The 25209-nt window shown below is 67.4% G+C and carries 16 protein-coding genes; 8 read left to right on the top strand and 8 right to left on the bottom strand.

What is annotated here, in order from left to right; all coding sequences use genetic code 11:
* Positions 1-56 precede the first annotated feature (56 nt).
* The 4 genes from ACWCRB_RS30075 to ACWCRB_RS30060 all read left to right on the top strand — a co-directional run bounded on the left by ACWCRB_RS30075 (position 57) and on the right by ACWCRB_RS30060 (position 11717).
* Positions 57-3704 carry a LamG domain-containing protein gene (locus ACWCRB_RS30075; RefSeq protein ID WP_450999040.1) on the top strand — a complete coding sequence of 1216 codons (3648 nt, stop codon included), beginning with the start codon at positions 57-59 and terminating at the stop codon, positions 3702-3704.
* A 174-nt stretch (positions 3705-3878) separates the two neighbouring features.
* A complete protein-coding gene (locus ACWCRB_RS30070) occupies positions 3879-10826 on the top strand; it encodes a polymorphic toxin-type HINT domain-containing protein (protein WP_450999039.1) in 6948 nt (2315 codons plus the stop codon).
* Positions 10795-11283: a hypothetical protein gene (locus tag ACWCRB_RS30065; protein WP_450999038.1), complete on the top strand. Its 489-nt coding sequence runs from the start codon at positions 10795-10797 to the stop codon at positions 11281-11283. Before ACWCRB_RS30070 ends, ACWCRB_RS30065 begins: the two co-directional genes overlap by 32 nt.
* A 272-nt stretch (positions 11284-11555) precedes the next feature.
* Complete coding sequence (locus ACWCRB_RS30060) at positions 11556-11717, top strand: hypothetical protein (RefSeq protein ID WP_450999037.1); 162 nt, start codon at positions 11556-11558, stop codon at positions 11715-11717.
* Between the two features lie 390 nt (positions 11718-12107).
* Here ACWCRB_RS30060 and ACWCRB_RS30055 read toward each other — a convergent pair whose 3' ends face one another.
* Together ACWCRB_RS30055 and ACWCRB_RS30050 are read right to left on the bottom strand one after the other, a co-directional pair.
* The gene (locus ACWCRB_RS30055; protein ID WP_450999036.1) at positions 12108-12332 is read right to left on the bottom strand and encodes a DUF397 domain-containing protein; all 225 of its coding nucleotides are present in this window, start codon (positions 12330-12332) and stop codon (positions 12108-12110) included.
* Positions 12329-13189: a helix-turn-helix domain-containing protein gene (locus tag ACWCRB_RS30050; protein WP_450999035.1), complete on the bottom strand. Its 861-nt coding sequence runs from the start codon at positions 13187-13189 to the stop codon at positions 12329-12331. Before ACWCRB_RS30050 ends, ACWCRB_RS30055 begins: the two co-directional genes overlap by 4 nt.
* Before the next feature lie 270 nt (positions 13190-13459).
* Between ACWCRB_RS30050 and ACWCRB_RS30045 the strand changes: the two genes are divergently transcribed.
* Entirely contained in the window at positions 13460-15217 is a 1758-nt protein-coding gene (locus ACWCRB_RS30045; RefSeq protein ID WP_450999034.1) for a hypothetical protein, read from the top strand.
* A 133-nt stretch (positions 15218-15350) separates the two neighbouring features.
* On the opposite strand, the gene ACWCRB_RS30040 is transcribed toward ACWCRB_RS30045, so the two are convergent.
* Together ACWCRB_RS30040 and ACWCRB_RS30035 are read right to left on the bottom strand one after the other, a co-directional pair.
* Positions 15351-15578, bottom strand: coding sequence for a hypothetical protein (locus tag ACWCRB_RS30040; protein ID WP_450999033.1), 228 nt, complete (start codon positions 15576-15578; stop codon positions 15351-15353).
* A gap of 67 nt (positions 15579-15645) precedes the next feature.
* Complete coding sequence (locus ACWCRB_RS30035) at positions 15646-16530, bottom strand: hypothetical protein (RefSeq protein WP_450999032.1); 885 nt, start codon at positions 16528-16530, stop codon at positions 15646-15648.
* A 243-nt stretch (positions 16531-16773) separates the two neighbouring features.
* Here ACWCRB_RS30035 and ACWCRB_RS30030 point away from each other — a divergent pair, with 243 nt between their 5' ends.
* Together ACWCRB_RS30030 and ACWCRB_RS30025 are read left to right on the top strand one after the other, a co-directional pair.
* Positions 16774-17949 carry a polyprenyl synthetase family protein gene (locus ACWCRB_RS30030; protein WP_450999031.1) on the top strand — a complete coding sequence of 392 codons (1176 nt, stop codon included), beginning with the start codon at positions 16774-16776 and terminating at the stop codon, positions 17947-17949.
* Positions 17949-18635: a biliverdin-producing heme oxygenase gene (locus ACWCRB_RS30025; RefSeq protein ID WP_450999030.1), complete on the top strand. Its 687-nt coding sequence runs from the start codon at positions 17949-17951 to the stop codon at positions 18633-18635. Before ACWCRB_RS30030 ends, ACWCRB_RS30025 begins: the two co-directional genes overlap by 1 nt.
* Here ACWCRB_RS30025 and ACWCRB_RS30020 read toward each other — a convergent pair.
* From ACWCRB_RS30020 to ACWCRB_RS30005, 4 genes are read right to left on the bottom strand one after another with little or no spacing between them, the layout of a single operon-like run.
* Positions 18592-19764 carry an acyl-CoA dehydrogenase family protein gene (locus ACWCRB_RS30020; protein ID WP_450999029.1) on the bottom strand — a complete coding sequence of 391 codons (1173 nt, stop codon included), beginning with the start codon at positions 19762-19764 and terminating at the stop codon, positions 18592-18594. The two genes, ACWCRB_RS30025 and ACWCRB_RS30020, sit on opposite strands and share 44 nt — an antisense overlap.
* Positions 19765-19770: 6 nt before the next feature.
* The gene (locus tag ACWCRB_RS30015) at positions 19771-20766 is read right to left on the bottom strand and encodes a hydroxymethylglutaryl-CoA lyase (RefSeq protein ID WP_450999028.1); all 996 of its coding nucleotides are present in this window, start codon (positions 20764-20766) and stop codon (positions 19771-19773) included.
* Positions 20763-22751 carry an acetyl/propionyl/methylcrotonyl-CoA carboxylase subunit alpha gene (locus ACWCRB_RS30010; protein ID WP_450999027.1) on the bottom strand — a complete coding sequence of 663 codons (1989 nt, stop codon included), beginning with the start codon at positions 22749-22751 and terminating at the stop codon, positions 20763-20765. The genes ACWCRB_RS30015 and ACWCRB_RS30010 overlap by 4 nt, the downstream gene beginning before the upstream one ends.
* A gap of 6 nt (positions 22752-22757) precedes the next feature.
* Positions 22758-24374 carry a carboxyl transferase domain-containing protein gene (locus ACWCRB_RS30005; RefSeq protein WP_450999026.1) on the bottom strand — a complete coding sequence of 539 codons (1617 nt, stop codon included), beginning with the start codon at positions 24372-24374 and terminating at the stop codon, positions 22758-22760.
* Between the two features lie 97 nt (positions 24375-24471).
* Here ACWCRB_RS30005 and ACWCRB_RS30000 point away from each other — a divergent pair, with 97 nt between their 5' ends.
* Complete coding sequence (locus tag ACWCRB_RS30000) at positions 24472-25080, top strand: SACE_7040 family transcriptional regulator (RefSeq protein ID WP_450999025.1); 609 nt, start codon at positions 24472-24474, stop codon at positions 25078-25080.
* Positions 25081-25209: the final 129 nt, after the last annotated feature.

Raw genomic sequence — 25209 nt, 5'->3', positions numbered from 1 at the left:
TGGGTGGGGACTCTTTGCGTTGCCCGCAGCGCGGAAGCGTCGGACGTGCGAGACAGTTGGTCTCTGGTCTGACGGTCACGGCGTTGCTGGCGGCTCTGCCTGTGCTGGGTGTCACGACACCGGTGGCGCGGGCGGATGACGCGGAGCCGACGACGTCCGAGGCAGCGGCTGCGTCGGAGCAGGCAGCGGCCTCTGGCGAAGCGGTCGAAGTCGTCGGCGCGCGCGAGGAGTACGCCACGACCCACGCCAACCCTGACGGCTACACGTTCACCCTCACGCAGTCCGCCGTACCGGTGCGCGTCGCCCAGCCGGACGGGTCCTGGGCGGAGCCGGACGCGACGCTGGAGCGCCGGGCCGACGGCTCGATCGGGCCGATGGCATCGGTGGCCGACATCTCCCTCTCCGCCGGCGGCGACGGCGGAAGCCTGGTGAAGCTGGCCGAGGACGGCCGATCGCTGAGCCTGGGCTGGCCCGGCGGCCTGCCGGAGCCGACGCTGGACGGTGCGTCCGCCACGTACGCGGAGGTACTGCCCGGGGTCGACCTGCGGATGACCGCGACAGTGGAGGGCATCCGCCAGGTGCTGGTCGTCAAGTCCGCCGAGGCGGCTGCCAATCCGGAGCTGGAGCGGATCGAGTTCTCCCTCAAGACGCAGGGCCTGACGGTGAGCACCCGGACGGGCGGTGGCCTCGCTGCCGTGGACGAGAACGGCAACACGGTGTTCCGTTCGCCGGCCGCGCGGATGTGGGACTCGGCAGGCGACGCAGCCGGGTCGGGTGCGGCGACCATGTCGCTCGCTGCCACCGATGACGAGCCCGTAGTGGACGGCCACGGCGAGACGTCCGCCGATCCGGCCGATGGGCCCGGCAGCGGTGACGCGTCCGCCGTACTGCCGGTGGAGCTGACCGACAACGCGGTGGCCGTGGTGCCGGACGCGGGTTTGCTGGGCGGGGAGAACACGGTCTATCCGTTGTACATCGACCCGGATGTGGGTCTGGAGGAGTCCGAGCGCACGGTGCTGTCCTCGGACGGGGACAGCTTCTACAACTTCTCCGGTGGCGACGACGGCGAGGGCGTCGGCTTCTGCGACACCTACGTCACCGGGGGCTATGCGTACTACTGCGGCTCGGGCTACCGGCAGCGCATGTACTTCGAGTTCGGGTCCGCCAAGTTGGCGGGCAAGAAGGTGCTGGACGCGACCTTCCGGGTGACCGAGCGTTGGTCGATGTCGTGCGAGAAGACGGTTGTCGACCTTGTCCGTACCGGCGGTATCTCCGCCGCGACCAACTGGCCCGGGCCCACGTCGAACTGGGATCTGATGGGCGACAAGACCGTTGCCGCGGGGCGTGGGACGGCGTGTACGCCGAGTCAGCCGGACGCGCATGTCGAGTTCAACGACGACCCGGCCCAGAGCTACGAGAACCTTACGCACACAGTTCAGGTCTTCGCGGCCGGCGGGTTCGACCGACTGACCTTGATGTTGAAGGCGCACAACGAGAACGACCCCAACGGCTGGAAGCGGTTCGATGACGACGCCCTGCTGTCGGTGAAGTTCGTCGGGCTGCCCGCCGTGCCGACCAGTCCCGGTATCGCGCAGGGCAAGTACGTCAAGTGCTCGACCAAGTCCGCCGATCCGGATGTCATCGCGGATCGGAATCCGGTGCTGACCGCGCGACCGCAGACCGCTGCAGGCGGCGAGGGCGGCGCACATCTGAGGGCGCACTTCTACGTTCAGGAGAAGCAGGCGGATGGCACCTGGAGTTCGACTCCGGTGACGGAACCGGTGCGCCCGCTTGCTCCTGACACCGTGATTGACAACGAGCAGGTGAAGGCTGATACGCCGATCCTGCTGACAGAGAACAAGACATACCGGCTGGCGGTGTTCACCCGGTCGCTTTACAACGACGATGACAGCTATCTGCAGTCCGCGAGCACGGTGACGACCAAGGGCTGGTGCTATTTCAAGGTCGACCTGCATTCCCCGAAGCCTCCGGTGGTGACCTTCGGTGGTCCCTACAGCGAGTGCCCCGATGTCTGTCCGGGGGCTGGGGGGCCGGGCATCAAGGGCAGGTTCACCTTTTCTCCGGCGGCTGGGGACGTGAACAACTCCTACATTTACAGGCTGTCCAAGGACGCGGACTGGTCGGCTCCGATCACCGGGAACACGGTGGGAGTGTGGATCACACCGCGGGTGGCGGGTACGGAGATTCTTGAGGTCAAGGCAGCGGACGACATCGGCCTGGGTGACTCGCAGTTCGCGGAGTTCAAGGTCGCAGAAGGAAAACCGGCAGTCGGCCGCTGGCGCTTCGACGACTCCGTGTCGGATCCAGGAGCGCCCTCCGCGACCGACACTGCCACCGAAGGTGTGCGGCATGACCTGGTCCGGAACGGCCCGGGTGCGGGCTGGTCCGCACTGGCCCGGCGGGGCGAGGGGGACCGGTCACTGTGGCTGAACGGCGACCCCAACGACACCACACGGCAGTCGGGATATGCGGCAGCCTCGGAAGCAGTGGTCGACTCCCGGTTCTCGTTCACCGTCTCGGCGTGGGTCAAACTGAGCGACGCGTCGTCCTACCGGACGGTTCTGTCCCAGACGGGCAGCGACAACTCCAGTTTCTCGCTCTACTACTCGTCAGGCGTACAGCGCTGGGTGTTCCTGCGGAGCTGGTACGAGAACGGGGTACGGGAGTCCGAGGGCGCCAACGCGAGTGCCACCGGCGTGCCACTCGATACGTGGGTTCATGTGGCGGGCTCCTACGACGCAGAGAACCGGGCGATCCGTTTGTATGTGAACGGCCGGCCGCAGGGCGGGTCTGTGGCTCTGCCCAGTGCGTCGGACGCGAAGGTCGCTGGTGGCGCCTTCCAGGTCGGCAGGGTGTCGTTCACTTCAGGCGGCACGTACCAGAACTACATGAGCGGCCATGTGGACGAAATGGCAGTCTGGCAGCGGCTGCTGACCGAGGAGGAGGTCGCCACCGAGGCCCGGTTGCTGGACGAGAACCTCAATGCCTACACGGAGTTGGTGGCCGACTGGAACCCGGCTGGGGCGACTGCCGGCTCTGATGCGGTGGCGAACACCGTCTCTGGTTACAAGCGGCCTCTCGCCCTCTCCGGCGGAGCTTCCCTCGACGGCGAGGCGATCGTGCTCGACGGCGCGAACGACGCAGCGAAGACGGCCGGCCCTGTCGTGGACGACTCGGGGTCGTTCACGGTGAGTGCGGCTGTGGAGCTGAACGCCGAGGTCATGGCAGGCAAGAGCGAGGGCTATGTCGCCCAGGTCGTCGGCCAACGCGGCACCGATGGGTCCTCCTGGGGCCTGTGGTTCGAGAGGGCAGGAACCGAACTCGATCCGGAGACGGATACAGAACTTCCCCTGGGCACGTGGTACTTCGGTCGGCTGAACGCCGGCGGAAGTTGGACAGCCGTGCCCTCCGCAACCGTGACCGTGACGCCCAACAGCGTTACGCAGCTGACCGGAGTGTTCGACGCTCCCACAGGCACTATCAGTCTGTATCTCGGCGCCAACCAGAACGGTCCCGACCTTGCTTTCACAGCAGTGGCGGGTTCGGGTGACTTCGCCATCGGCACGGGCTTCGTGGACTCCGCGTGGGGCCACTACCTCGCTGGCCGGATCACACGTGTGCGGATCTGGGCCGGGGCCATGACCGGCCCGCAGATCAAAACCGTGGGCAGCACTGGTGCCTGACCGTTCTTTCCGCCGACCGTATTCCGGCCGGTCGTCCTCTGTTCTCCGTGATCACATGGGAGTCGTGTCATGAGTGCCGGAATACGCTCGGGAAGACGTGCGGGAAGACCGGCCGGTATCCGTGTCCGGACCCGAAGGGCCGTCTTCGGCCGACGACTCCTGCCCGCTCTGGTGATGGCACTGGTCGTGCCGACCGGCGTCGTGGGTCCCGTCCAGGCCGCAAGCAGCAGCGGCGGCCTGGGCAAGCCCAAGGAGCCGAAGCAACTGGTCTCCGAGGTCCATGAGTTCACGGGGCTGGGCGCCAAGAAGTCCCGGGCCCTGGTCGCCGAGACACGGGCGGAGAACGTTGAACAGGGCAGGCGGGCCCGGGCCGAGCAGACTGCGACCTGGCCGAAAGCGGGTTTGGCGAAGGCCAGGCTCGCGGGGAAGGGCAAGGCCGCGCGGCTGGCGGCCGGCGGTCTCCCGGTGACAGTGACCGGCACACGCGACGGAGCCTCGGGCGACGCTCGTGTCGAGGTCCGCAGCCGCAAGGCCACCGAGGCGGTCGGTATCAAGGGCGTGCTGCTTACCGCGACGGCAGCCGACCCTGGCACCGCGAAAGTCAGCGTCGACTACTCGGACTTCGCCTCCGCCTACGGCGGCGGCTGGTCCGGCCGTCTTCGGATGTTCCAGCTCCCGGCCTGCGCGGTGACAACACCGGACAAGGAAGCCTGCCGCGAGCGGACACTGCTCGACTCGCACAACGACATCTCGGGCCAGACCGTCTCGGCCGAGATATCCCTCGCTGCCCCGACGGCCGAGAAGAGTGCGGTGGCCTCCAAATCCGCTTCCGCAGCCACCACTTCGGCCTCCTCTTCGGTGACGGTCCTGGCCCTCGCGGCGACCGCGGGCGCCTCCGCCTCCGGCGCTGGCGACTACACGGCGAGCCCGCTCTCGCCTGCCTCCAGTTGGGAGGCGGGTGGCTCGTCCGGCGCCTTCACCTGGTCGTACGGCATGGCTGTGCCGCCCGCCGCGGCCGGACCGTCCCCGTCCCTGTCGCTGTCGTACGACTCCGGCAGTGTCGACGGCCGTACCGCCTCGACGAACAACCAGACCAACCCGGTCGGCGAGGGCTTCGAGATCTCCTCGTCCTCGTACATCGAGCGTTCCTACGACAGCTGCGACAAAGATGGTCAGACTGACAAGTTCGACCTGTGCTGGAAGTTCGAGAACGCCTCGATCGTCCTCAACGGCAAGTCGAGCAAGCTGGTGAAGGTAGACGCCGCTGACAAGACCGATGACGTATGGCGGCTCAGCTCCGACGACGCGTCCACCGTGGTCCGCTCCACCGGCGGCGACAACGGTGATGACGACGGCGAGTACTGGACCGTCACCACCGGCGATGGCACGAAGTACGTCTTCGGCCGGCACAAGCTCCCCGGCGCGGCCACCAGTGACCTCACCAACTCCGTGTGGACGGTGCCGGTCTACGGCAACGACTCCGGCGAGCCCGGCTATGACAAGGGCTCCGCTTTCTCCGGCCGCGCGCTCACCCAGGCCTGGCGCTGGAACCTGGACTACGTCGTGGACATCCACGGCAACGCCATGACGTACTGGTACACGCCCGAGACCAACTACTACGCCCAGAACGACGCCTCCACGGCCACGGCCACGTACACCCGCGGCGGCTACCTCACCGAGATCCGCTACGGCCAGAACAAGGACACCCTGTTCTCCGGCGTGACCTCCGACAAGGTCACCTTCTCTTACGCCGAGCGCTGCACGGTCTCCGACTGCGGCGACCTGACGGAGTCGACCGCGCCCAAGTGGCCCGACGTCCCCTTCGACTCCATCTGCGCCTCCGGAGCGGACTGTGACGTGACGGGTCCCGCTTTCTTCACACGCAAGCGCCTGACCGGCGTCGGCACCCATGCTTGGTCGGCCGCCACGAGTGCGTTCACCGCCGTCGACTCCTGGGCTCTGGCCCAGAGCTACAAGGACGGCGACGACATCGGCGATACCTCTGACCAGACCCTGGTCCTGGACTCCCTCCGGCACACTGGCAGGAACGGTACGGACATCGCGCTCGACCCGGTGACCTTCACCTACGAGATGCGGCCGAACCGGGTCGACGGCGATTCCGACAACATCCTGCCGCTCAACCGTCCCCGTATCAGGACGGTCACCTCCGAGACGGGCGCTGTCACCACGGTCACGATCTCCGGTTCGGAGTGCGTCCGCGGTTCGAACATGCCAGCTGCCGACGACGACAACTCCAAGCCCTGTTACCCGCAGTACTGGAACATCAACGGAGCCGCCGAGGCGTCCATCGACTGGTTCCACAAGTACCGTGTCCTCGCCGTTGGCACCGCCGACCCGTTCAGCCAGAACGCGGACTCCACGAGCGTCTATGCCTACGAGAACCCCGCCTGGCGCTACAACGACGACCCGCTCACTCCCGAGGCGGAGCGCACCTGGTCCGTCTGGCGCGGCTACGGCAAGGTCACCGCCACCAAGGGCATCGCGGGCGCCACCCAGTCCAAGACGGTCTCCACCTACCTGCAAGGCATGCACGGCGACAAGCTCAAGGGCACCGCGACCACTCGGTCCGCCTCGGTCGCGGGCATCGACTTCACTGGCCTGGACGTCGCCGACCAGACGGACAGCGACCCGTACGCGGGCTTCCTACGCGAGCAGATCACCTACAACGGTTCGACGCCGGTCTCCGTGACCGTCAACGACCCCTGGTACCGGACCACGGCCACTCATACGGCCTCGAACACCAAGGCGTACTACGTCCGTACGGAGAGGGCGTTCATTCACACCTATCTGACGGCGCAGTCGGCCTGGCGCACGCGCACCACAGCAACGACCGAGTGGGACGACTACGGTCAGCCGCTGAAAGTGCACGACGCGGGCGACTCCACTGTCACGGGTGACGAGACGTGCACCCGCATCTGGTACGCGGCCAACAGCACGCTCGGTATCAACTCCCTGGTCACCCGTACCCGAGTGCTCGGCAGATCCTGCACACCCGCTGAGACAGACCTGTCCCTGCCCACGTCGGCCACCAGTCGCGGCGACGTCCTGTCCGACACTGCCACCTTCTACGACGGCCCGTCCACGACTACCGCCTGGTCCGCGTCCCAGACTCCGACCCTGGGCAAGGTCACCTGGACCGGCCGCGCCTCTGCCTACCCGGCGTCGGCGACCAACGGCGAACGTCATCCGTCCGGTTGGCAGACCACCAGCAGGGTGACGTACGACGCCCTGGGCCGTACGGCAACGGCCACCGACGCAGCCGGCAACACCACCGCCACGTCCTACGTTCCCGTTGCGGTCGGCCCGCTTACCCGGACCAAGGTCACCAACGCCAAGTCGTACAACGTCTACACCTACGCCGACTACGCCAGGGGCCTGCCGACCAAGATATACGACGTCAACAACAAGATCACCGAAACGACGTACGACGCCCTCGGCCGCGCGACCGCGACCTGGCTGCCCAACCGCTCCCGCGCCGGCAACGAGACAGCCAACTACATCTACGCCTACTCCGTCTCCAACAAGGACAATCCCTGGTCCTCGACCTCGGCACTCGGGCCGTACGGCGACACATACAACACCAGCTACACCATCTACGACTCCCTGCTGAGGCCGCTCCAGACCCAGAACCCCACCCCGCAGGGCGGCCGACTGCTCACCGACACCCGCTACAACACCCGCGGGCTGGTCAGCCAGACGTTCGCCGACGCCTTCGACACCGAGAACCCATCCGGTGAATACACCGAGGTCGGGGACGGCCACGCCCCGAAGGAGACGGTGACCGTCTTCGACGGTGCGGAGCGACCTGTCACCAGCACCTTCTACGTCGGAGGCGTGACGAAGTGGAGCACCAGCAGTACCTATACGGGTGACTCCACCGCGACGACCGCTCCCGGCGGAGGCTCGGCTGCCCGTACGATCGTGGACGCCCAGGGCCGTACGACGGAAACCCGCGAGTACGAGGGCACCAGCCCGGCCGACACTGGTTTCGGTGCCACAGTGGGCGCGACCTACACGTCCACGAAGTTCACCTACACCCGCGACGGCAAGCAGTCCACGATCACCGGCCCGGACAGCGGGTGGTCGTACGCCTACGACCTCTACGGCCGCCAGACGTCCGCCATCGACCCCGACACGGGCACGACGACCGCCGGCTACACGCCCCTGGACCAGGTCTCCTGGACCAAGAACGCGGAGGGCAGGGTCGTCATCAGTGCCTACGACGTCCTGGGCCGTACCACAGGCACATGGTCCGCCGCCGCCACCGCGGACCTGACCTCCACCACGGAGGAACAGGTGGACGCGAACAAGCTCACCGCGTACACCTATGACTCGGTTACCAACGCCAAGGGGCAGCAGGACTCCGCCACCCGCTACGTCGGCGGTGTCACGGCCGCCGGTACGTACACGAAGAAGGTCACGGCCTTCGACAGCATGTACCGGGCCACCATGACAGAACTCACCCTGCCGACGACGGACCCGCTCGTCGCCAACAAGGCTGTCACGACGCCGTTGACCTTCTCCGCGGCCTACAACATCGATGGCAGCCAGCAGTCCACGACCGAGCCGGCCGTGGGAGGTCTTCCGGCCGAACCGGTCGTCTACAAGTACGACAACCTGGGCCTGAACACCCAGACCGCCGGTACCAGCGGCTACCTACTGGACGCCAGCTACACGGCCCTGGGCCAGCCCCAGGTCCTCAGCATGGGCCGCTCCCAAACCGAAGGTACGTACAACAGCTACCTCAGCAACATCTACGAGGCGGGCACCGACCGCCTCCTCACCTCGTCGTTCACCGACGACACGCACGCCTACAAGCTCCAGGAACTGAACTACTCCTACGACACCGTAGGCAACGTCACGTCCGTCTCGGACCCGATGACCCTGGGCGGCACCGCCGCGGCGGACAACCAGTGCTTCACCTACGACGGCCACCGCCGTCTGACGGAGTCCTGGACCCCGACGACGGCGGACTGCTCCACCGCCAACCGTACGACGGCGAATCTGGGCGGCGCCGCCCCGTATTGGACGTCGTACTCCTACAAGGACTCGGGCCTGCGCGCGACCGAGACCACGAAGACCGCCGCCGCGACCACGACGAAGACGTACTGCTACGACAGCACGAAGACCCACCAACTCCTGGCGACCGCGTCTTCCTGCACAGGTGCGTCGGCGACTTACACCTACGACGCCACGGGCAACACCAAGACCCGGCCGGACGGCACTGCCAGCCAGACCCTGACATGGTCGGCGGAAGGCAACCTCGACACCCTCAAGGAAGGCACCTCCACCACCGGCTACGTCTACGACGCCGACGGCAGCCTCTTGATCCGCCGTAACACCGCCGGTGAGACCGTCCTCTACCTGGGCGCCACGGAGGTCCATCTCGACGCTACGACTTCGACGCCCAAGATCTGGGCCCAGCGCTACTACATCGGAGCCGGCGCCACCATCGCGATGCGCACCACCAAGTCGGGTACCTCGGTACTGAGCTGGCTGGCCGCCGACCACCACGGCACGAGCAGCCTCGCGGTCGACGACGCAACGAAGGCCATCACCAAGCGTTACACCACCCCCTTCGGCGCCACCCGCAGCCAATCCGCCTACGGCCCCTGGCCCGACGACAAAGCATTCCTCGGCGCCACGGCTGACCCCTCGTCAGGGCTCACCCACCTCGGCGCCCGCGAGTACGACCCGACGACCGGACGTTTCATCAGCGTCGACCCCTTGCTCAATGTGGCCGAGCACCAGTCGCTCAACGGCTATGCCTACGGCAACAACAACCCCGTCACGCTCTCCGATCCCGCGGGCCTTGACCCGTGCGGTGGCCTCAAGTGCGGTCATGAAGGGGACAAGTGCAGCGACGCCGGGATCTACTGCTACAGCTCCAAGTCGGACGGCACGGCCGACACGTCGGGTGTAGTCCCCTCCGGGGGCGGCACAGCGAGTACCAGCAGCAGTGGAACAGTCAGCGGAAATAACAATGCTGTTGAGGACAGGCTCCTCAAACTCGGACCGCAGACCAATGACGCAGATGACCTGACCAGGTACTGGTACACCTATGCCACCGGGGCGAATGGCGATTACTGGGATACGCCGGTAGGCGAAGGTCGCAATCTCTCGATGGCCTGCTACGGAAGAGCCGGATGTCAAGCCGCGTACAACTACCTTCTCAAGACTCACGATGTTCCTGGAGCCAAGAAACTCGCCGCCACGTACTGCCTCCAACACGCCGAGCAGTGTGCAAGTGACGCGCGGATTGAGACCATAGTCAATGAAACTATGCAAGAGTCACTGGAACTCATTGCCCTAGGACTCGGCGGAGGAAAATACGGCTGCAAATGTTTCCTGGCCGGTACAGACGTCCTCATGGCTGACGGAAAGACCAAAGACATCGAGGACGTCGAGGTCGGCGATAAAGTCGTGGCCACAGATCCCGAAACCGGTAAGACCGGGCCGCGTGAGGTCACCCACCTGATCGTCACCGAAAGTGACAAGTACTTCAACGAACTCTCCATCGCTTCTAAAGACGGTGTGGAACACCTGACGGCGACCCATGAACATCCCTTCTGGTCGCCGTCTGAGCGCAAGTGGATGCAGGCTGGGGCGCTCACCCCAGGTATGACCCTCCTCACCAACGACGGCAGCACCGTCATCGTCATAGGTAACCGGGCCTACGCGAAGCACGCCCGCACCTACAACCTGACTGTCGACGATCTGCACACGTACTATGTGCTGGCGGGACAGACGCCGGTGCTCGTTCACAACAGCGACTGTGATCTTCCTGAGGGGTACACCTCTTCCCCGGCACTCAAGGGTGATCCCTATCATCCGGACTCAGTAGCCGCGCGGAGTGCGCAGAACCGAGAGTTGTACGCCGGAACTGTAGGTGACAGGGCGGGAGCCCTTGGGTACAGGACGAGAATCCCTGCACAAAAGGCTCCGTTCAATTCGCACGGCCAGGTGGTCTTCTCGAACGGGAAGAACTACATAACGCCGGATGTTGATGGGCATAATGTGTCGGGCGGCTGGAAGATGTTCAACCGCAAGGGCCAACGGATCGGTACTTATGACCCAGACCTCAACTATCTCAAGGAATAATCGTTTTGCGATCGAAGTGATCGGTGATCCCTCCTCGGAGGACGGCGTCTCGTCGCCTTCCGAGGCCACCGGCAGGGTCACAGTCGGGGACTTCTCAGAATCATTCCCGATGGACCTGAGCTTCTGGACGGTGGGTGACTACTATCGAAGTTGGGAGAGAGCCCTGAGGGAGCTTGAGACGAGGAAGAATTCAACCTCGTGTCTCATCTCTTCGATCACGGACCCGGAGGTCGCTAACTTCATCTTCTGCTGGCCTATTTACCGGGAAGGGGAAGATGTCTACGTGCAAAACTCGATTATCTTCCTGGATGACCTCGAAGATCGCTTCAATCCGCAAGAGCCTTGGCGGTATGTGGAGGCGCGAAGTTTGATCGACGAGGACGGAAACCAAATTTCCGAGTGGTCGACGACCATCTCTCGGGTGCGGCGGTTCCGCGAGTCCATCGGGTGGCAGTAGCCAACGTGCACATGCAAATCTGAAGCCCCGTCAGGACGTGCCTGGCAGGGCTTCAGTGTGGTGTGACGGCAGTAGTTGACGGCAACGTCAGCGGACGGAGGTTGTGCAGAACGGCGGTTCGATGATAGTCAGATCTGGATCAGGCTCAACGGTGAAGTGCAGGGGGTCGGTCCCTCAATTGATTCTGGCCCCAATCAAAAGAACTACCGGCAGAGATGTGGCCCAGATGGAAAAGTCACCCAGGACCATTCGACTGGTGAGATGGTGATCCGGTGAGCTCGCTTCAGAAGTTTATCGAAGTCGCTCAAGGTTGCCAGGGGTATTTTCTGGATCGCCTCTCGCTCGAGCGCATCGACGACATCGATGCGTTGGAGATGGGTCTCCGCTGGGGGCCCGAGAAGCCGGATATGACGCTCGCATTTCGGGACGTCTAATTTTGCTCGATTGAGCGCCCCCCGGGTACTGGTGACGAGCCGCTGGATCAGGTAACGGCAACACTTCTGGAGCCGAGCGATTCGCCTTGGCCTGACGGGCTGGCACTCGAACTGATCCGCTCATCTTCGCTCCCGGCGTTGATCTGGTTCCGGGCGGAAGGGCCAGTTCAAGTCAGTGTGCTTGCTGCGATCGCAAGCGTGTCGCTTGAGGTCATGTAAGTGACTGCGGACCGGATGCCCCACCCGGCACCGCCGGGTGGGGCATCCGGTCCGCCGAGAGCGAGCAGAACGTCATGTGACACGAGCTTGCCGAGGTTGACCAAAAGGACGGCGGGAGTCTTGGGAGGATTCCCGCGAGTTGGCGTTGCGGACACACCCTGTGATGAGGCGCTACCCGCCTGAAGAGTGCGTGATCGATCCGTCCCTGACAGCGGTGACGAAGGCTGACCATCCAGTGTTTCGGATGATGACAGCGGGGCCTCCGTGGAACTTGCTGTCGCGCACAGGGACGATGCCGGGGAAGCCGTCGGCTACTTCCACGCAACTGCCCCCCTGGCCATCGCTGTAGGACGACTTCCGCCAGGCTGCCGCGCTCAGGTCGTGTCGGGTGCTCATGTTGTTGAGTAGTCCTCCGCCGCCGATGCGATCAGGTCCAGGGATGCCGCTGGCGACAGTGCGGCTGCCCTGACCCGATCGTATGACCTTTGGTACTGCTCAACCAGTGCCGGTTCCTCGATGAGTTGGCCGCTCCCGGCTCCTTCCGCGTAGACAGCGGGCGGAGCGTCGTGGAAGGTGAAGTGAGACGTCATGCCGTTGATGAACGCCTCGGCCGAGGCGGCAAACGGAAGTACCTGGACTACCACGCGCCGGCTCATCCCCGCTTCGACCAGGTGCTGCAGCTGTTCCGACATGACGACGGGTCCGCCCATCGGCACCCGAAGAACGGTCTCGTGGAGAACTGCCCACAACAGAGGCCTCGTTGTCCTCGCCAGGATGCTCTGCCGCTCCAGCCGGATCTGCACGTACTCCTCGATCTCATGCGGCTCCGCATACGGCAAGGTGACGCGGGTGATCGCCCGCGCATACTCTTCCGTCTGCAACAACCCCGGCACCAGCATCGGCGCGTACTCGCTGATCGTCTTCGCGAGCTTCTCCAGCTCCGCCGCGTCCGCGAAGTAGTCCGCGTGTTTGGACTTCCGGGCCAGGCCGCACAGCCGCTCGAAGTGCTGACCCGTACCGAAGATCTGGTCGAAGAGGCGGGACAGGTCCGGCTGCGGGCGACGCATCGCCGACTCGAACTGGCCGATGTATGTGCCCGAGCAGAAGACCTTCTCCCCCAACTGCTCCTGGGAGAAGCCCGCGGCTTCCCGCTCTCGGCGCAGCTCGCACCCGTAGAACGCCCTCGGCGACGCGTACGGGTCAAGCCCTTCGCCCGTACCCCGGCCCTGTTGCCTGCCCCTGCTGTCCTGCATCGCCACCGGTCCTCACGCCCCTCGCGCTGTTGATCGCCGCATCCCGAGTCCCTGCCTGTGTGCAAGGTTGGCCTGAGCCACTTCGTGCACATAGCGGCGCGCTTGAGAAACGAACATGCACCGAGGGTAGTTGAGTGAGTTCATAACGTGAGAAGAATGGGGGGATTGGTCACCTTGCGGCCTCGTCAGTGCGGTGTCTGACCCCGCCAGCAGCCCCGCCCCTCAAAAACAACTCCGCCCGCCCGGCCCCCATACGAGATCATCCACCCCATGCCCACCACCTCCCGCCGACACCTCCTGGCCGCCATCGCAGCCTCAGCCGCCTCCGTTCCCCTCAGTACCCTGGCCGCCGCCCCCGCACGCGCCGCCGCCTCAGCAGCAACCGTCCCGCCCTTCCCGACCTCGAACGGCCTTGTCACCGGCGCCCGTTCCGCAGTGACCCTCCCCCCACTCGACGCCTCCTACTTCGCCCCCCTCACCCTCACCACCACCCTCACCGCGACCGTGCTCCCAGGCACCCCGACCCGCACCGAGGTCACCTCCGGCGGAAAGCGCGTCGCGCTGCTGACGCACGGTGCGCGGACCGTCGTACTGCCGGGGCCGCAGCGGACGTTCGTCGAGAACAAGCGGCTCTTCGTGGACGACCTCAAGCGCACCCTGCCGGATCTGTCGCTGCCCGAGGAGGACCGGGCGTACTGGGGTACCTCGCCCGGTGGCGGGAGTTGGGCCACTCTCGGGGGCGGGGACACCGACTACTCGGTTGTGCCGGGGGCCGGGAGGATCGCCCTGACCACGGACGGCGTCAGTCGGCACGCCAGCTTGCGCGACGGTGAGATCACCGACGTCGATGTGCGTGCGGTGGCCTCCATCGACAAGGTGCCCACGGGGGAGGCGTGTTCGTACGCGCTGACCTTCGGGTATCAGAGCCCGCACAGCAACTACCGGGCCCGGCTGTCCTTTCTCACCACGGGCGCTGTCCAACTCCGTGTCGAGAAGGAAGTCGCCGACGTCGTCAGTCAGTTGGTGCCCGCCGTGACCCTTGCCAATGGAGTCGCGGCCGGTACCGAGTGGACCATCCGGGTGCGGCGGGAAGGGACGGCCATCCGGGTCAAGGCGTGGGCCTCCGCCTCGGCCGAGCCGGCCGCTTGGGCCGTCGAGACCAGTGATCCCACCTTCGCCAAGGGGCGGGTCGGGCTTCGTGCGCTGGCCAATTCCGGGTGCACCAATCTGCCGGTCACCCTCTCCGTCAGCCGGTTCCAGGTCGACGCCGCCAACTGGGAGGTGCCGCCGAGCGTCACCCACGGCGACTGGGTGCGGGTGCTGCCCCAGCCCTTCGACGGGACGTGGACCGAGGGGACCGCGGCCGTCGTACGCGGGTGGGTCGGGTCCACCGCTCCTGATGTGCTCGCGTACGCGGCCATGTTCCTCGGCGGTGCGCCCGCGGTGACCGCCGGAGCCGGGCTGGCCCAGGGCAAGCAGGTGCTCGGCGAGGCCGGTTACGGGTACCTCGACCCCCAGGGCTACCGCTACGAGGGCGCCGACTTCCACGAGTACATGAACATCGGCTGGACCTTCGACGACGGCACCCACACCGGGCCCTCCGCCAAACAGGTCGGCAATCTCGACTGCTCGGGGTACGTGCGCATGGTGTACGGCTACCACCTGGGAGTTCCGCTGGCCGCCGGCGAGGACACCACCGGGCTCCGCATCCCGCGCAAGTCCCGGCACATGGCCGACCACACCCCGGGTGTACGGATCGACCGTACCGACGGCACCAACCCGCCCGTCGCCGCGCTGCTCCAACCCGGCGACCTGGTCCTCTTCAACGCCGACTCCGGCGACGACAACGCGACGGTCACCGTCGATCACGTCGGCATCCATCTGGGCGTCGACGCGGGTGGCAAGCGCCGGTTCCTTTCCAGCCGCAAGACCGTCGACGGGCCCACGATGGCCGACCTCGGCGGCGCCTCGCTGCTGGATGGGGCGGGGACGTATGCCAGCACTCTCCACACGGTCCACCGCGTCTGAGCCGAGCCGGGCCGGGCCGGGCTTCGTCCGGGTTCCGCCTGGGGCAGAAGGGCGGAAGCGGCCATGCGTAGGAGAAAGGGCCGCCCCACCGGCGAACTCCGGTGTCGCGGCCCTTGTCGGCGAGGTTCTGGGGTTAAGCCTCTCGGAACAGTTCCTCGGTGCTGGTGACTGTGAGGGTCCGGTCGATCCAGATGTTGAGGGTCTCCAGGGGGGTGTGCTGGGTGATGCGTTCGCGGGCGGCTTCGGAGACGTCGATGCCGCGGAGTTCGAGGATACGGAGGATGTCCTCGGAGCGGGCCGAGATGCGGACCTGCTCAACGATGGTGCCGCGGCCGGGGAAGCGGCTGGTACGCATGGCCATCAGGTTTCTCCAGTGTGGGGGGCGCTGGGTGTTGTCTGGGAACCGAACCTGTTGGTGGGTTCCCTACCTATGCCTCTTGGAACAGTTCCTCGGTGCTGGCGGCTGCGATGGCCCGGTCGAACCAGGTGCCGAGGGTGTCCAGGTCGGTGCAGTTGGTGATGCGTTCGCGGGCGGCTTCGGGGACGTCGATGCCGCGGAGTTCGAGGACGCGGAGGATGTCCTTGGCGCGGCTCTCGGCGTGGGCCTTGATGCGGGTTTCCTCGATGATGGTGCCGCGGCCGGGGAAGCGGCTGGTACGCATCGCCATCAGTTTCCTCCAGTGTGCGCGGGCCTGGGTGTTGTCCAGGCCGATTTCAGCGAATTCCACCCAGTCCGCCGCGACATTGTCGCCGACGATGTCCACCGCCGCCGCCAGTGTTTCCAGTATCGCAGGGAGGGCCGGGTCCTTGGCGTGGGCGAGTGCGGAGAACACGGCCAGGGGGAGATCCGCTGCCGCCTCGTCCGGGTCGAGGATCGCGGGAACGTTGTCGGGACCCAGGACCAGTGGGAAGACCATCATGCTGGTGTGGACCGGCAGTCCGATGCGGATCGGGTTCGCTGCCCAGGAGGCGGTGTTCTTGTCCTGGCACACCACCAGCAGCACCGGGGGCAACTTGCGTTCGGCGTGGATGTGCGCCAAGTAGTACGCCCAACTGCTGAACTTGTCCGGGTCCGGTTTGCCCTGGGACTCCACGAGCAGCAGATAGCCTCCGCCGTCCGCCGTGTCGACCTCGACTTCCAACAGCGTGTCCACGCGGCGCACCAGGGGCTTGATCTCGGTGAGATCGGTGTCCACGAGTCGGGTGGCCGTCGGTTCGGGGAAGGCGATGCCGGCCTTCGGGAGGACTCGGGCGACCAGGCCCGGATCCTCCCGGAAGATCTGGTGCATCGCCTCATGCGCTGAGCTGACCATGTGACGGAACGTAGTTGAGTGAGTGCGCTCTCGTAGGCCATGTGGGTCGACTTCAGCCGTACGAGTGAATGTGCCTATAATCATTGCCGATTGAATATGCCAAACTTGCCAAGAGGCTGAATTTCGCCATATCGGCCTCCGCCCTGGCCTCGAACTCCCTTGCGAAGAACGCCGGTTGCGATCACGCTTCTGCGTGTCGACGGGGGTCGGGGGCGGGAGCCGGAAGCGGAGGCTGAGGCGGGAATGGGTGCCACGGAGAAGGTCGCTGACGCGGCAGCGCAGGCAAGGGAAGCGGTGGCGGCCGTCGTGCGGGGCGATGCGGCTCTGCTGGAGGACGATCTGGCCGAGTTTCTCGGCTCTCTGACCGCCCCCGCGGCGGTCTCCTCGCAGTCCGTGTACGAGGCCGCCCTGCGGCGCTCCCTCTACGAGCCCGTCGCCGATGCCGTCGGGTCCAAGGTGGGCCAGGAGGCGCTGCCCCCGACCGCCGGGGCACCCGGCGGCAACCGGGCCCCGCTGCGGCCGTCGATGGTGTACTGGGCATACCGCAACTACCGGGGCTTCCCCCACGAAACCGGGAACGAGGCATTCTCGGCGGACTTGGCGGTCGTCCGGCGAGCGGCGGTGGCCGTACGGGTCATGCTCAAGGCCTTCGTCGCCATCGACGACATCCAGGACGGCAGTGATGTCCGGTACGGCGAACCCGCGCTTCACGTCACCCATGGCGTACCGCTCGCCCTCAACACCGGTTCCTGGCTGATCGCGGCCGTCCTGCGGCACGCGGAGGATCCCGCTGTCGTGGACAGTCTGGTGCGCGCGGTGGAGAGCGGCTTCACCGGGCAGGCCGTCGACCTCTCCACCCGTACGGCCGAGACCCGCGCCGAACTCATCGCCGCGCCCCTCGAAGAGCGCGTCGCCTACTGGGAGTCCCTCGCCGCCCTCAAGACCGGCACGCTGTTCCGGATGCCGCTCGACTCGGCACTCGCCGCTCTCCGCGTCGTCGAGGACGAGCAGGACATCCTGGACGTCGCCATGCGCCAACTCGGCCTGGCCAGCCAGCTGTTCAACGACCTCACCGACTTCGTACCCGAGTTCGGCGGGGGCAGGATCCATGAGGACTACGACGGGCTCAGCAACCGGGTCTTCCTCGAACTGCTCGACGAATCGACAGATCCCGAGTCGCCCCGATCGTCCCTCTCTGGCGAGCGGCTCAAGGCCTACGTTCTCGGGCATCCCAAACTGGAATCGACCCTCCTCGAACTCGCCGCCGAAGCCGTCCGGCTGAAGCTCGACGCCAAGGAGAGCGTGTACCGCGTGTGCCGGTCCGACCTCAGCGCCGCCTACTTCGACCTCACCATCGAACGCAAGGGCCACCTCATCGACCGTCTCCACGAGACGCTCCAGCAGCGGAGCGGTACGTGATGGCCGCCCCGGTTCCGGTCCCGGCCACGGTGGTTGAGCGGCTGCGTGCCAGCACCCGCGACTGGCACGACGCCCTGGAAGCCACCCCCTTCGCGAGCGCGATGATCGCCGGGACACTTCCCGTCGAGCGGTACGTCGGCCAACTCGCCGCCTACCGGGTGGTGTTGGAGGCTCTTGAGGGCGAACTCGGTCGTGTCACGGGTTCCTCGGACTCCTCCGTCGGCCCCGTGTGGTCGCCGGACCTCGTCAAACTCCCCCTCGTCGAGCGCGACTTGGCCTACTTCGCCGGCCTCGGTACCGTCCCCGGCCCCTGGGCCGCTGAGGAAGCCGACGCCTTCGCCGCCGACATACGGCAGCGCGCCGCCGAGTCCGACCTCCCCGCCCTCCTCGGATACCTCTACGTCATGGAGGGCTCGACGCTCGGCGCCCTCTTCCTCCACTCGTACGTCACCGCCGCCTATCAGCTCCCCGGCATCGACGGCGTCGCCTACTACACCAGCGGCGACCGTGACCGCTGGGCCGGCCTCACCGCCCGGATGAACCAGGCCCTCGCCGGCCCCGAGGCCCAGGACCGGGTGATCGCGGGGGCTCACAGCGCCTACCGGCACGCCGCCGCGATCACCGGGGCCCTGTCCGTGGGGCTCAGCCCGCCATCTCCATCCCCAGCCCCAACTCCCGTGCGATGAGCATCCGTTGCACCTCGCTGGTGCCCTCACCGATCTCCAGGATCTTCGAGTCGCGCCACATTCGGGCCACCGGGTACTCGTTCATGAAGCCGTAGCCGCCGTGGATCTGCGTCGCGTCGCGGGCGTTGTCCACGGCGATCGTGGACGAGTACAGCTTCGCCAGAGCCGCTTCCTTCTTGAAGGGCTCGCCCGATACGAGGCGGGAGGCCGCGTCGCGCCAGGCCAGCCGGGACGTGTGGGCCTTCATCTCCATGTCCGCGATCTTGAACTGGATCGCCTGGTTCGCGCCGATCGGCCGCCCGAACGCCTGCCGTTCCTTGGCGTACTTCACCGACTCGTCCACACAGCCCTGGGCGAGCCCGGTCGCCAGCGCCGCGATCGCGATCCGCCCCTCGTCGAGGATGCGCAGGAACTGGGCGTACCCGCGCCCCTCCTCGCCGACCAGGTTCGCCGCCGGGACCCGTACGTCCGCGAAGGACAGCTCCCGGGTGTCCGACGCGTTCCAGCCGACCTTCGAGTACGGCGCCGCCACCGTGAACCCGGCCGTGCCCGACGGCACGAGGATCGCGGAGATGTGCGGCCTGCCGTCCGGCTTGCGGCCCGTCACCGCCGTCACTGTCACGAAGCCCGTGATGTCCGTACCCGAGTTGGTGATGAAGCACTTCGTGCCGTTGATCACCCACTCGTCGGTGTCGGGGTCGAGGCGGGCCGTCGTACGGGTCGCGCCCGCGTCCGAGCCGCCGTCCGGCTCCGTCAGGCCGAACGCGCCCAGGATCTCCCCGGCGCACAGCCGCGGCAGCCACTCCCGCTTCTGCTCCTCCGTGCCGAACAGATGGATGGGCATCGCGCCCAGCGAGACCCCCGCCTCCAGGGTGATCGCCACCGACGAGTCCACCCGCGCCAGTTCCTCCAGCGCGATGCCCAGCGCCAGATAGTCGCCGCCCATCCCGCCGTACTCCTCGGGGAACGGCAGCCCGAACAGGCCCATCCGGCCCATCTCACGGACGATCTCGTACGGGAACTCGTGCCGCTCGTAGAAGTCGCCGATCTTCGGAGCGACGACATCGTGCGCGAACTGCTCGACCGTACGGCGGAGTTCTTCCAGTTCGGGGGAGAGCTTGTGGTCCATGGTCGTTCACTGCTCCTGGGATTCCGTGGGTTCCGTAGGTTCCGTGGGTTGCAGGGATTCCGTGGATTCCTCGGGATCCTTGTGGGACAGGGCTCGTACGGTGCGGGACGGGCTCGGGCGGCCCAACTGGTCGGCCATCCAGGTGCTCGTGGCGACGAGGCCGGCGAGGTCGACCCCGGTCTCGATGCCGAGGCCCTGGAGCATCCACACCAGGTCCTCGGTGGCGAGGTTGCCGGTCGCCGACTTGGCGAACGGGCAGCCGCCGAGGCCGCCCGCGGAGGCGTCCACGGTCGTGACGCCGTGCTGGAGCGCGGCCAGGGTGTTGGCGAGCGCCTGCCCGTAGGTGTCGTGGAAGTGCACGCCGAGCACGTTCGTCGGCACGCGCTGTTCGTTGAGGGAGGAGAGCAGCTCCAGGACATGGCCGGGGGTGGCGACGCCGATCGTGTCGCCGAGGCTCAGCTCGTCGCAGCCCATGTCCAGCAGCGCCCTGCACACCCGTACGACCTGGTGGAGCGGGACCGCCCCCTCCCAGGGGTCGCCGAAGCACATCGACACATAGCCGCGTACGTGCGCGCCCTCGTCCTTCGCCCGCCGCACCACCGGCTCGAACACCGCGAGCGACTCGTCGAGCGTGCGGTTGAGGTTGGCCTTGGCGAAGGATTCGGTCGCGCTGGCGAAGACGGCTACCTGCCGTGCGCCGAGCGCCAGGGCGCGGTCCAGGCCGCGTCCGTTCGGGACGAGCACCGGCAGCCGTACGGGGAGATCGCTGACGAGCGGGAACAGCTGTTCCGCGTCGGCGAGTTGGGGCACCCACTTCGGGTGGACGAAGCTCGTCGCCTCGATCGTCGTCAGGCCCACGTCGGCCAGCCGGCGGATGAACTCCGCCTTCACCGCCGTCGGCACGGTCGCCTTCTCGTTCTGCAGCCCGTCACGCGCGCCGACCTCGTGGATCCTGACCCGCGCGGGCAGATCCGGGGCCGGTACGACCATGGGGAGCGTCATTTCTCCTCCTCTGCCGAGGCCTGCTCTGCCGAGGGCTCTGCTGCCAGGGACTCCGCGGGGGTGATCACGGCGAGCACCTGGTCCATGGCGACCGTCGTCCCCGGAATGACGTCCAGCTCGGCGACCGTGCCCGCGTGCGGGGCGGCGATGACGTGCTCCATCTTCATCGCCTCCACGACCAGCAGGCTCTGACCTGCGGCCACTTCATCTCCCACGGCCACTTTCACGACGGTGACCGTTCCGGGCATGGGCGCCGTGAGCGAGTCCGCGCCGGAGTGCGCGGAGCCGGTCAGGGCGGCGGCCACGGGATCGTGGTCGCGCACCTGCCAGGCGTCGCCGTCCCGGCCAAGCCAGTCGCCGGCGCGATGGAATGTGTGCCGGATGCCGTCCAGGACCACGGACACCTGATCGTCGGTGACGGTGTGGGTGCCATGTCCCACATGAGTGACGGGTTCAAGTCCCGGCACGCGCAGGGAGAAGCCGACCGGCTTGGGCGTGCCTCCCAGCCGCCAACCGCTGGGCACGGAGAAGGGGTCCGTCCAGCCGCCCGCCTCCGCCCCTGCCTTCGGCCGCAGCGCCTCCAGCCGTACGGCCGCCGCCGCCTCGTACACCTCCTCCGGCACCCCGTCCGGTACGAGGGAGTCCACCTCGCGCTCGACCAGCCCCGTGTCCAACTCGCCCGCCACGACCGCCGGATGGGCAAGGAGCCGGCGCAGGAAACCGGCGTTCGTCGGCACGCCCAGCGTTACCGTCTCCGCGAGGGCGGCCCGGAGTTTCCGGAGCGCGGTAGGACGATCCGGGCCGTACGCGATCACCTTGGACAGCATCGGGTCGTACAGCGAACCGACCTCCGTGCCCTCGGTCAGCCCCGAGTCGGTGCGTACGCCGTCACCGGAGGGTTCGCGCAGGGCGAGCACCGTGCCGCCGGACGGCAGGAAGCCGCGGGAGGGGTCCTCCGCGCAGACACGGGCCTCCACGGCGTGCCCGGTCAGCCGTACGTCCTCCTGTCCGAAGGACAGTGGCTCGCCCGCCGCGACCCGCAGCTGCCACTCCACCAGGTCGAGGCCCGTGACGAGTTCCGTCACCGGGTGCTCCACCTGGAGGCGGGTGTTCATCTCCATGAAGTAGTACGAGGCGGGGTCGCTGCCGGGGACGATGAACTCGACCGTCCCCGCGCCGACGTAGCCGCAGGAGCGGGCCGCTTGGACGGCCGCCTCGCCCATGGACGCGCGCGTGCCCTCGTCGAGGAGGACGGAGGGCGCCTCCTCGATGATCTTCTGGTGCCGCCGCTGGAGCGAACACTCGCGCTCGCCCAGGTGTACGACGTTTCCATGGCCGTCGGCCAGGACCTGGATCTCGATGTGCCGGGGCCGGTCGACCCACCGTTCGACGAGGAGCGTGTCGTCGCCGAAGGAGGCGCGGGCCTCGCGGCGGGCGGCGGCGATCTCCTCCGCCAGCGCGCCGGCCTCCCGCACCAGCCGCATGCCCTTGCCGCCCCCGCCCGCACTGGGCTTGAGGAGTACCGGCATGCCGATCTCCCGTGCCGCGTCGGCCAGTTCGGCGTCGGTGAGGCCGCTGCCGCTCGACCCGGGGACCACCGGGACCCCGGCCGCGCGGACCGTCTCCTTGGCGCTGATCTTGTCGCCCATCAGGGAGATCGCGTCGGCGGGCGGCCCGATGAAGACGAGCCCGGCGTCGACGCACGCGCGCGCGAAGACCGCGTTCTCCGCGAGGAAGCCGTACCCCGGGTGCACGGCCTGGGCGCCGGTGCGGGCGGCGGCTTCGAGGATGCGCGGGACGGACAGATAGCTCGCCGCCGCTGCCGCAGGTCCGATCCGTACCGCCGTGTCGGCCTCCCGGACGTGCCGTGCGTCGGCGTCCGCGTCGGAGAAGACGGCCACCGAACGCACGCCCAGCGCACGGAGGGTGCGGACGACCCGGACCGCGATCTCACCCCGGTTGGCGACCAGAACTGTGTCAAACATGGGTCCTCACATCCGGAAGACGCCGAACTGGGGGTCGCCCAGTGGCGCGTTGGCGCAGGCGGTGAGCGCGAGCCCCAGTACCTGGCGGGTTTCGAGGGGGTCGATGACGCCGTCGTCCCAGAGCCGGGCCGTCGCGTAGTAGGCGTTGCCCTGGCGCTCGTACTGCGCGCGGATCGGGTCCTTGAAGGCGTCCTCGTCCGCCGCCGCCCAGGACTCCCCACGGGACTCCAGCTGGTCCCGCTTGACGGTCGCGAGGACGGACGCGGCCTGCTCGCCGCCCATGACCGAGATCTTGGCGCCGGGCCACATCCACAGGAAGCGCGGTGAATACGCCCGGCCGCACATCGAGTAGTTCCCGGCGCCGTACGACCCGCCGACCACCACCGTCAGCTTGGGCACGCGCGTGCAGGCCACCGCCGTGACCATCTTGGCGCCGTGCTTGGCGATGCCCCCCGCCTCGTAGTCCCGGCCCACCATGAACCCGGAGATGTTCTGCAGGAAGAGGAGCGGGATGCCGCGCTGGTCGCAGAGTTCGATGAAGTGGGCGCCCTTCTGGGCGGATTCGGAGAACAGGATGCCGTTGTTGGCGATCACCCCGACCGGGTGCCCGTGGATGTGCGCGAACCCGGTGACCAGGGTCTGCCCGAACTCGGCCTTGAACTCCGAGAACCGGGAACCGTCGACCACGCGCGCGATGATCTCCCGTACGTCATAGGGGGTGCGGGAGTCGACGGGCACGGCGCCGTAGAGCCCGTGGGGGTCGGCCTTCGGCTCGATGGACGGTCGGACGTCCCAGGGGAGCGGCCCGCGCGCGGGGAGGGTCGCGGCGATGTTCCGGACGATGCGCAGGGCGTGCGCGTCGTCCTCGGCGAGATGGTCGGTGACGCCCGACACGCGCGCGTGGACGTCCCCTCCGCCCAGCTCCTCGGCGGTGACGACCTCACCGGTGGCGGCCTTCACCAATGGGGGCCCGCCCAGGAAGATGGTCCCCTGATTGCGGACGATGACGGCCTCGTCGCTCATGGCCGGGACGTAGGCCCCACCGGCCGTGCAGGACCCGAGCACGGCGGCGATCTGTGGAATCCCGGCGCCGGACATCCGGGCCTGGTTGAAGAAGATCCGCCCGAAGTGGTCACGGTCGGGGAAGACCTCGTCCTGCATGGGCAGGAAGGCCCCGCCGGAGTCCACCAGGTAGATGCACGGAAGCCGGTTGTCGAGGGCGACCTCCTGCGCGCGGAGATGCTTCTTGACGGTCATCGGGTAGTACGTGCCGCCCTTGACGGTGGCGTCATTGGCGACGATCACGCACTCACGCCCGCTGACCCGCCCGATTCCGGCGATGACACCGGCGGCCGGTGCCTGCCCCTCGTACATCCCGTCGGCGGCGAGGGGAGCCAGCTCAAGGAAGGGCGATCCGGGATCAAGGAGCTGGTCCACCCGCTCCCGGGGAAGCAGCTTCCCGCGCGCGGTGTGCCGGGCCCGGGCCTTCTCGCCCCCGCCCAGCCGGGCCACGGCCAGCTTGCCGTGCAGCTCCTCGACCAGCGCGCGGTGAGCCGCCTCGTTGGCCCGCCAGGCCTCCGACGCGGGGTCCGCCGCGCTGTGCAGCTCCGGTGCCTCCTGCATCCTGCGGTCCCCTCACCCTGTGGTCGACAAGTTAATGAGCGTTAACGCATTTCCTCCAGGTTAACGACCGCTAACCTCCGTGTCTAGAATCATTTGCATGGCCACCAGAACCGACGCCCCGACCCGTCGCGAGCAGATCCTCAAGGAGGCTGCCCGGCTCTTCGCCGAGCGCGGTTTCCATGGTGTGGGCGTGGACGAGATAGGGGCCGCGGTGGGCATCAGCGGCCCCGGCCTCTACCGCCACTTCCCGGGCAAGGACGCGATGCTCGCCGAGCTGCTGGTGGGCATCAGCGGCCAGCTCCTGACGGGCGGCAAGCGGCGGGTCGCGGAGTCCGACGGGGACCCCGAGACCCTCCTCGACTCCCTCATCGAGGGCCATATCGACTTCGCCCTGGACGACCGCCCCCTGATCACCCTCCACGACCGCGAACTGGACCGCCTGCGCGACAGTGACCGCAAGCTGGTGCGCCAGCTCCAGCGGCAGTACGTCGAACTGTGGGTGGAGGTCGTGCGCGAGGTCTACCCGGAGCTGACCGAACCGACGGCCCGCTCGGCGGTCCACTCGGTCTTCGGCCTCCTGAACTCGACCCCGCACCTGGGTCGCCCGGGCGGACTCCCGGGCCGGGGCGTCACGGCCGCGCTGTTGCACCGGATGGCCAGGGGGGCGTTCGCGGCGGCGGAGGTGCCGGGCTCGGCGGGGGAGTGATGAGCGTTACGGCCCGACTCCTCTGGACGGGGCTTCGTACTCGCCGGTACGGTTGATCTGAGCAAGCGCTTAGGCAAGTCGAATCGAGGAGGCGGCGGTGCGCCGTACTGTGTTCAATGAGGACCACGA

Source organism: Streptomyces sp. NPDC002156, assembly GCF_053593675.1.
The sequence above is the reverse complement of the archived record's forward strand: the minus strand, read 5'-3'. Positions and strand labels throughout refer to the sequence as shown.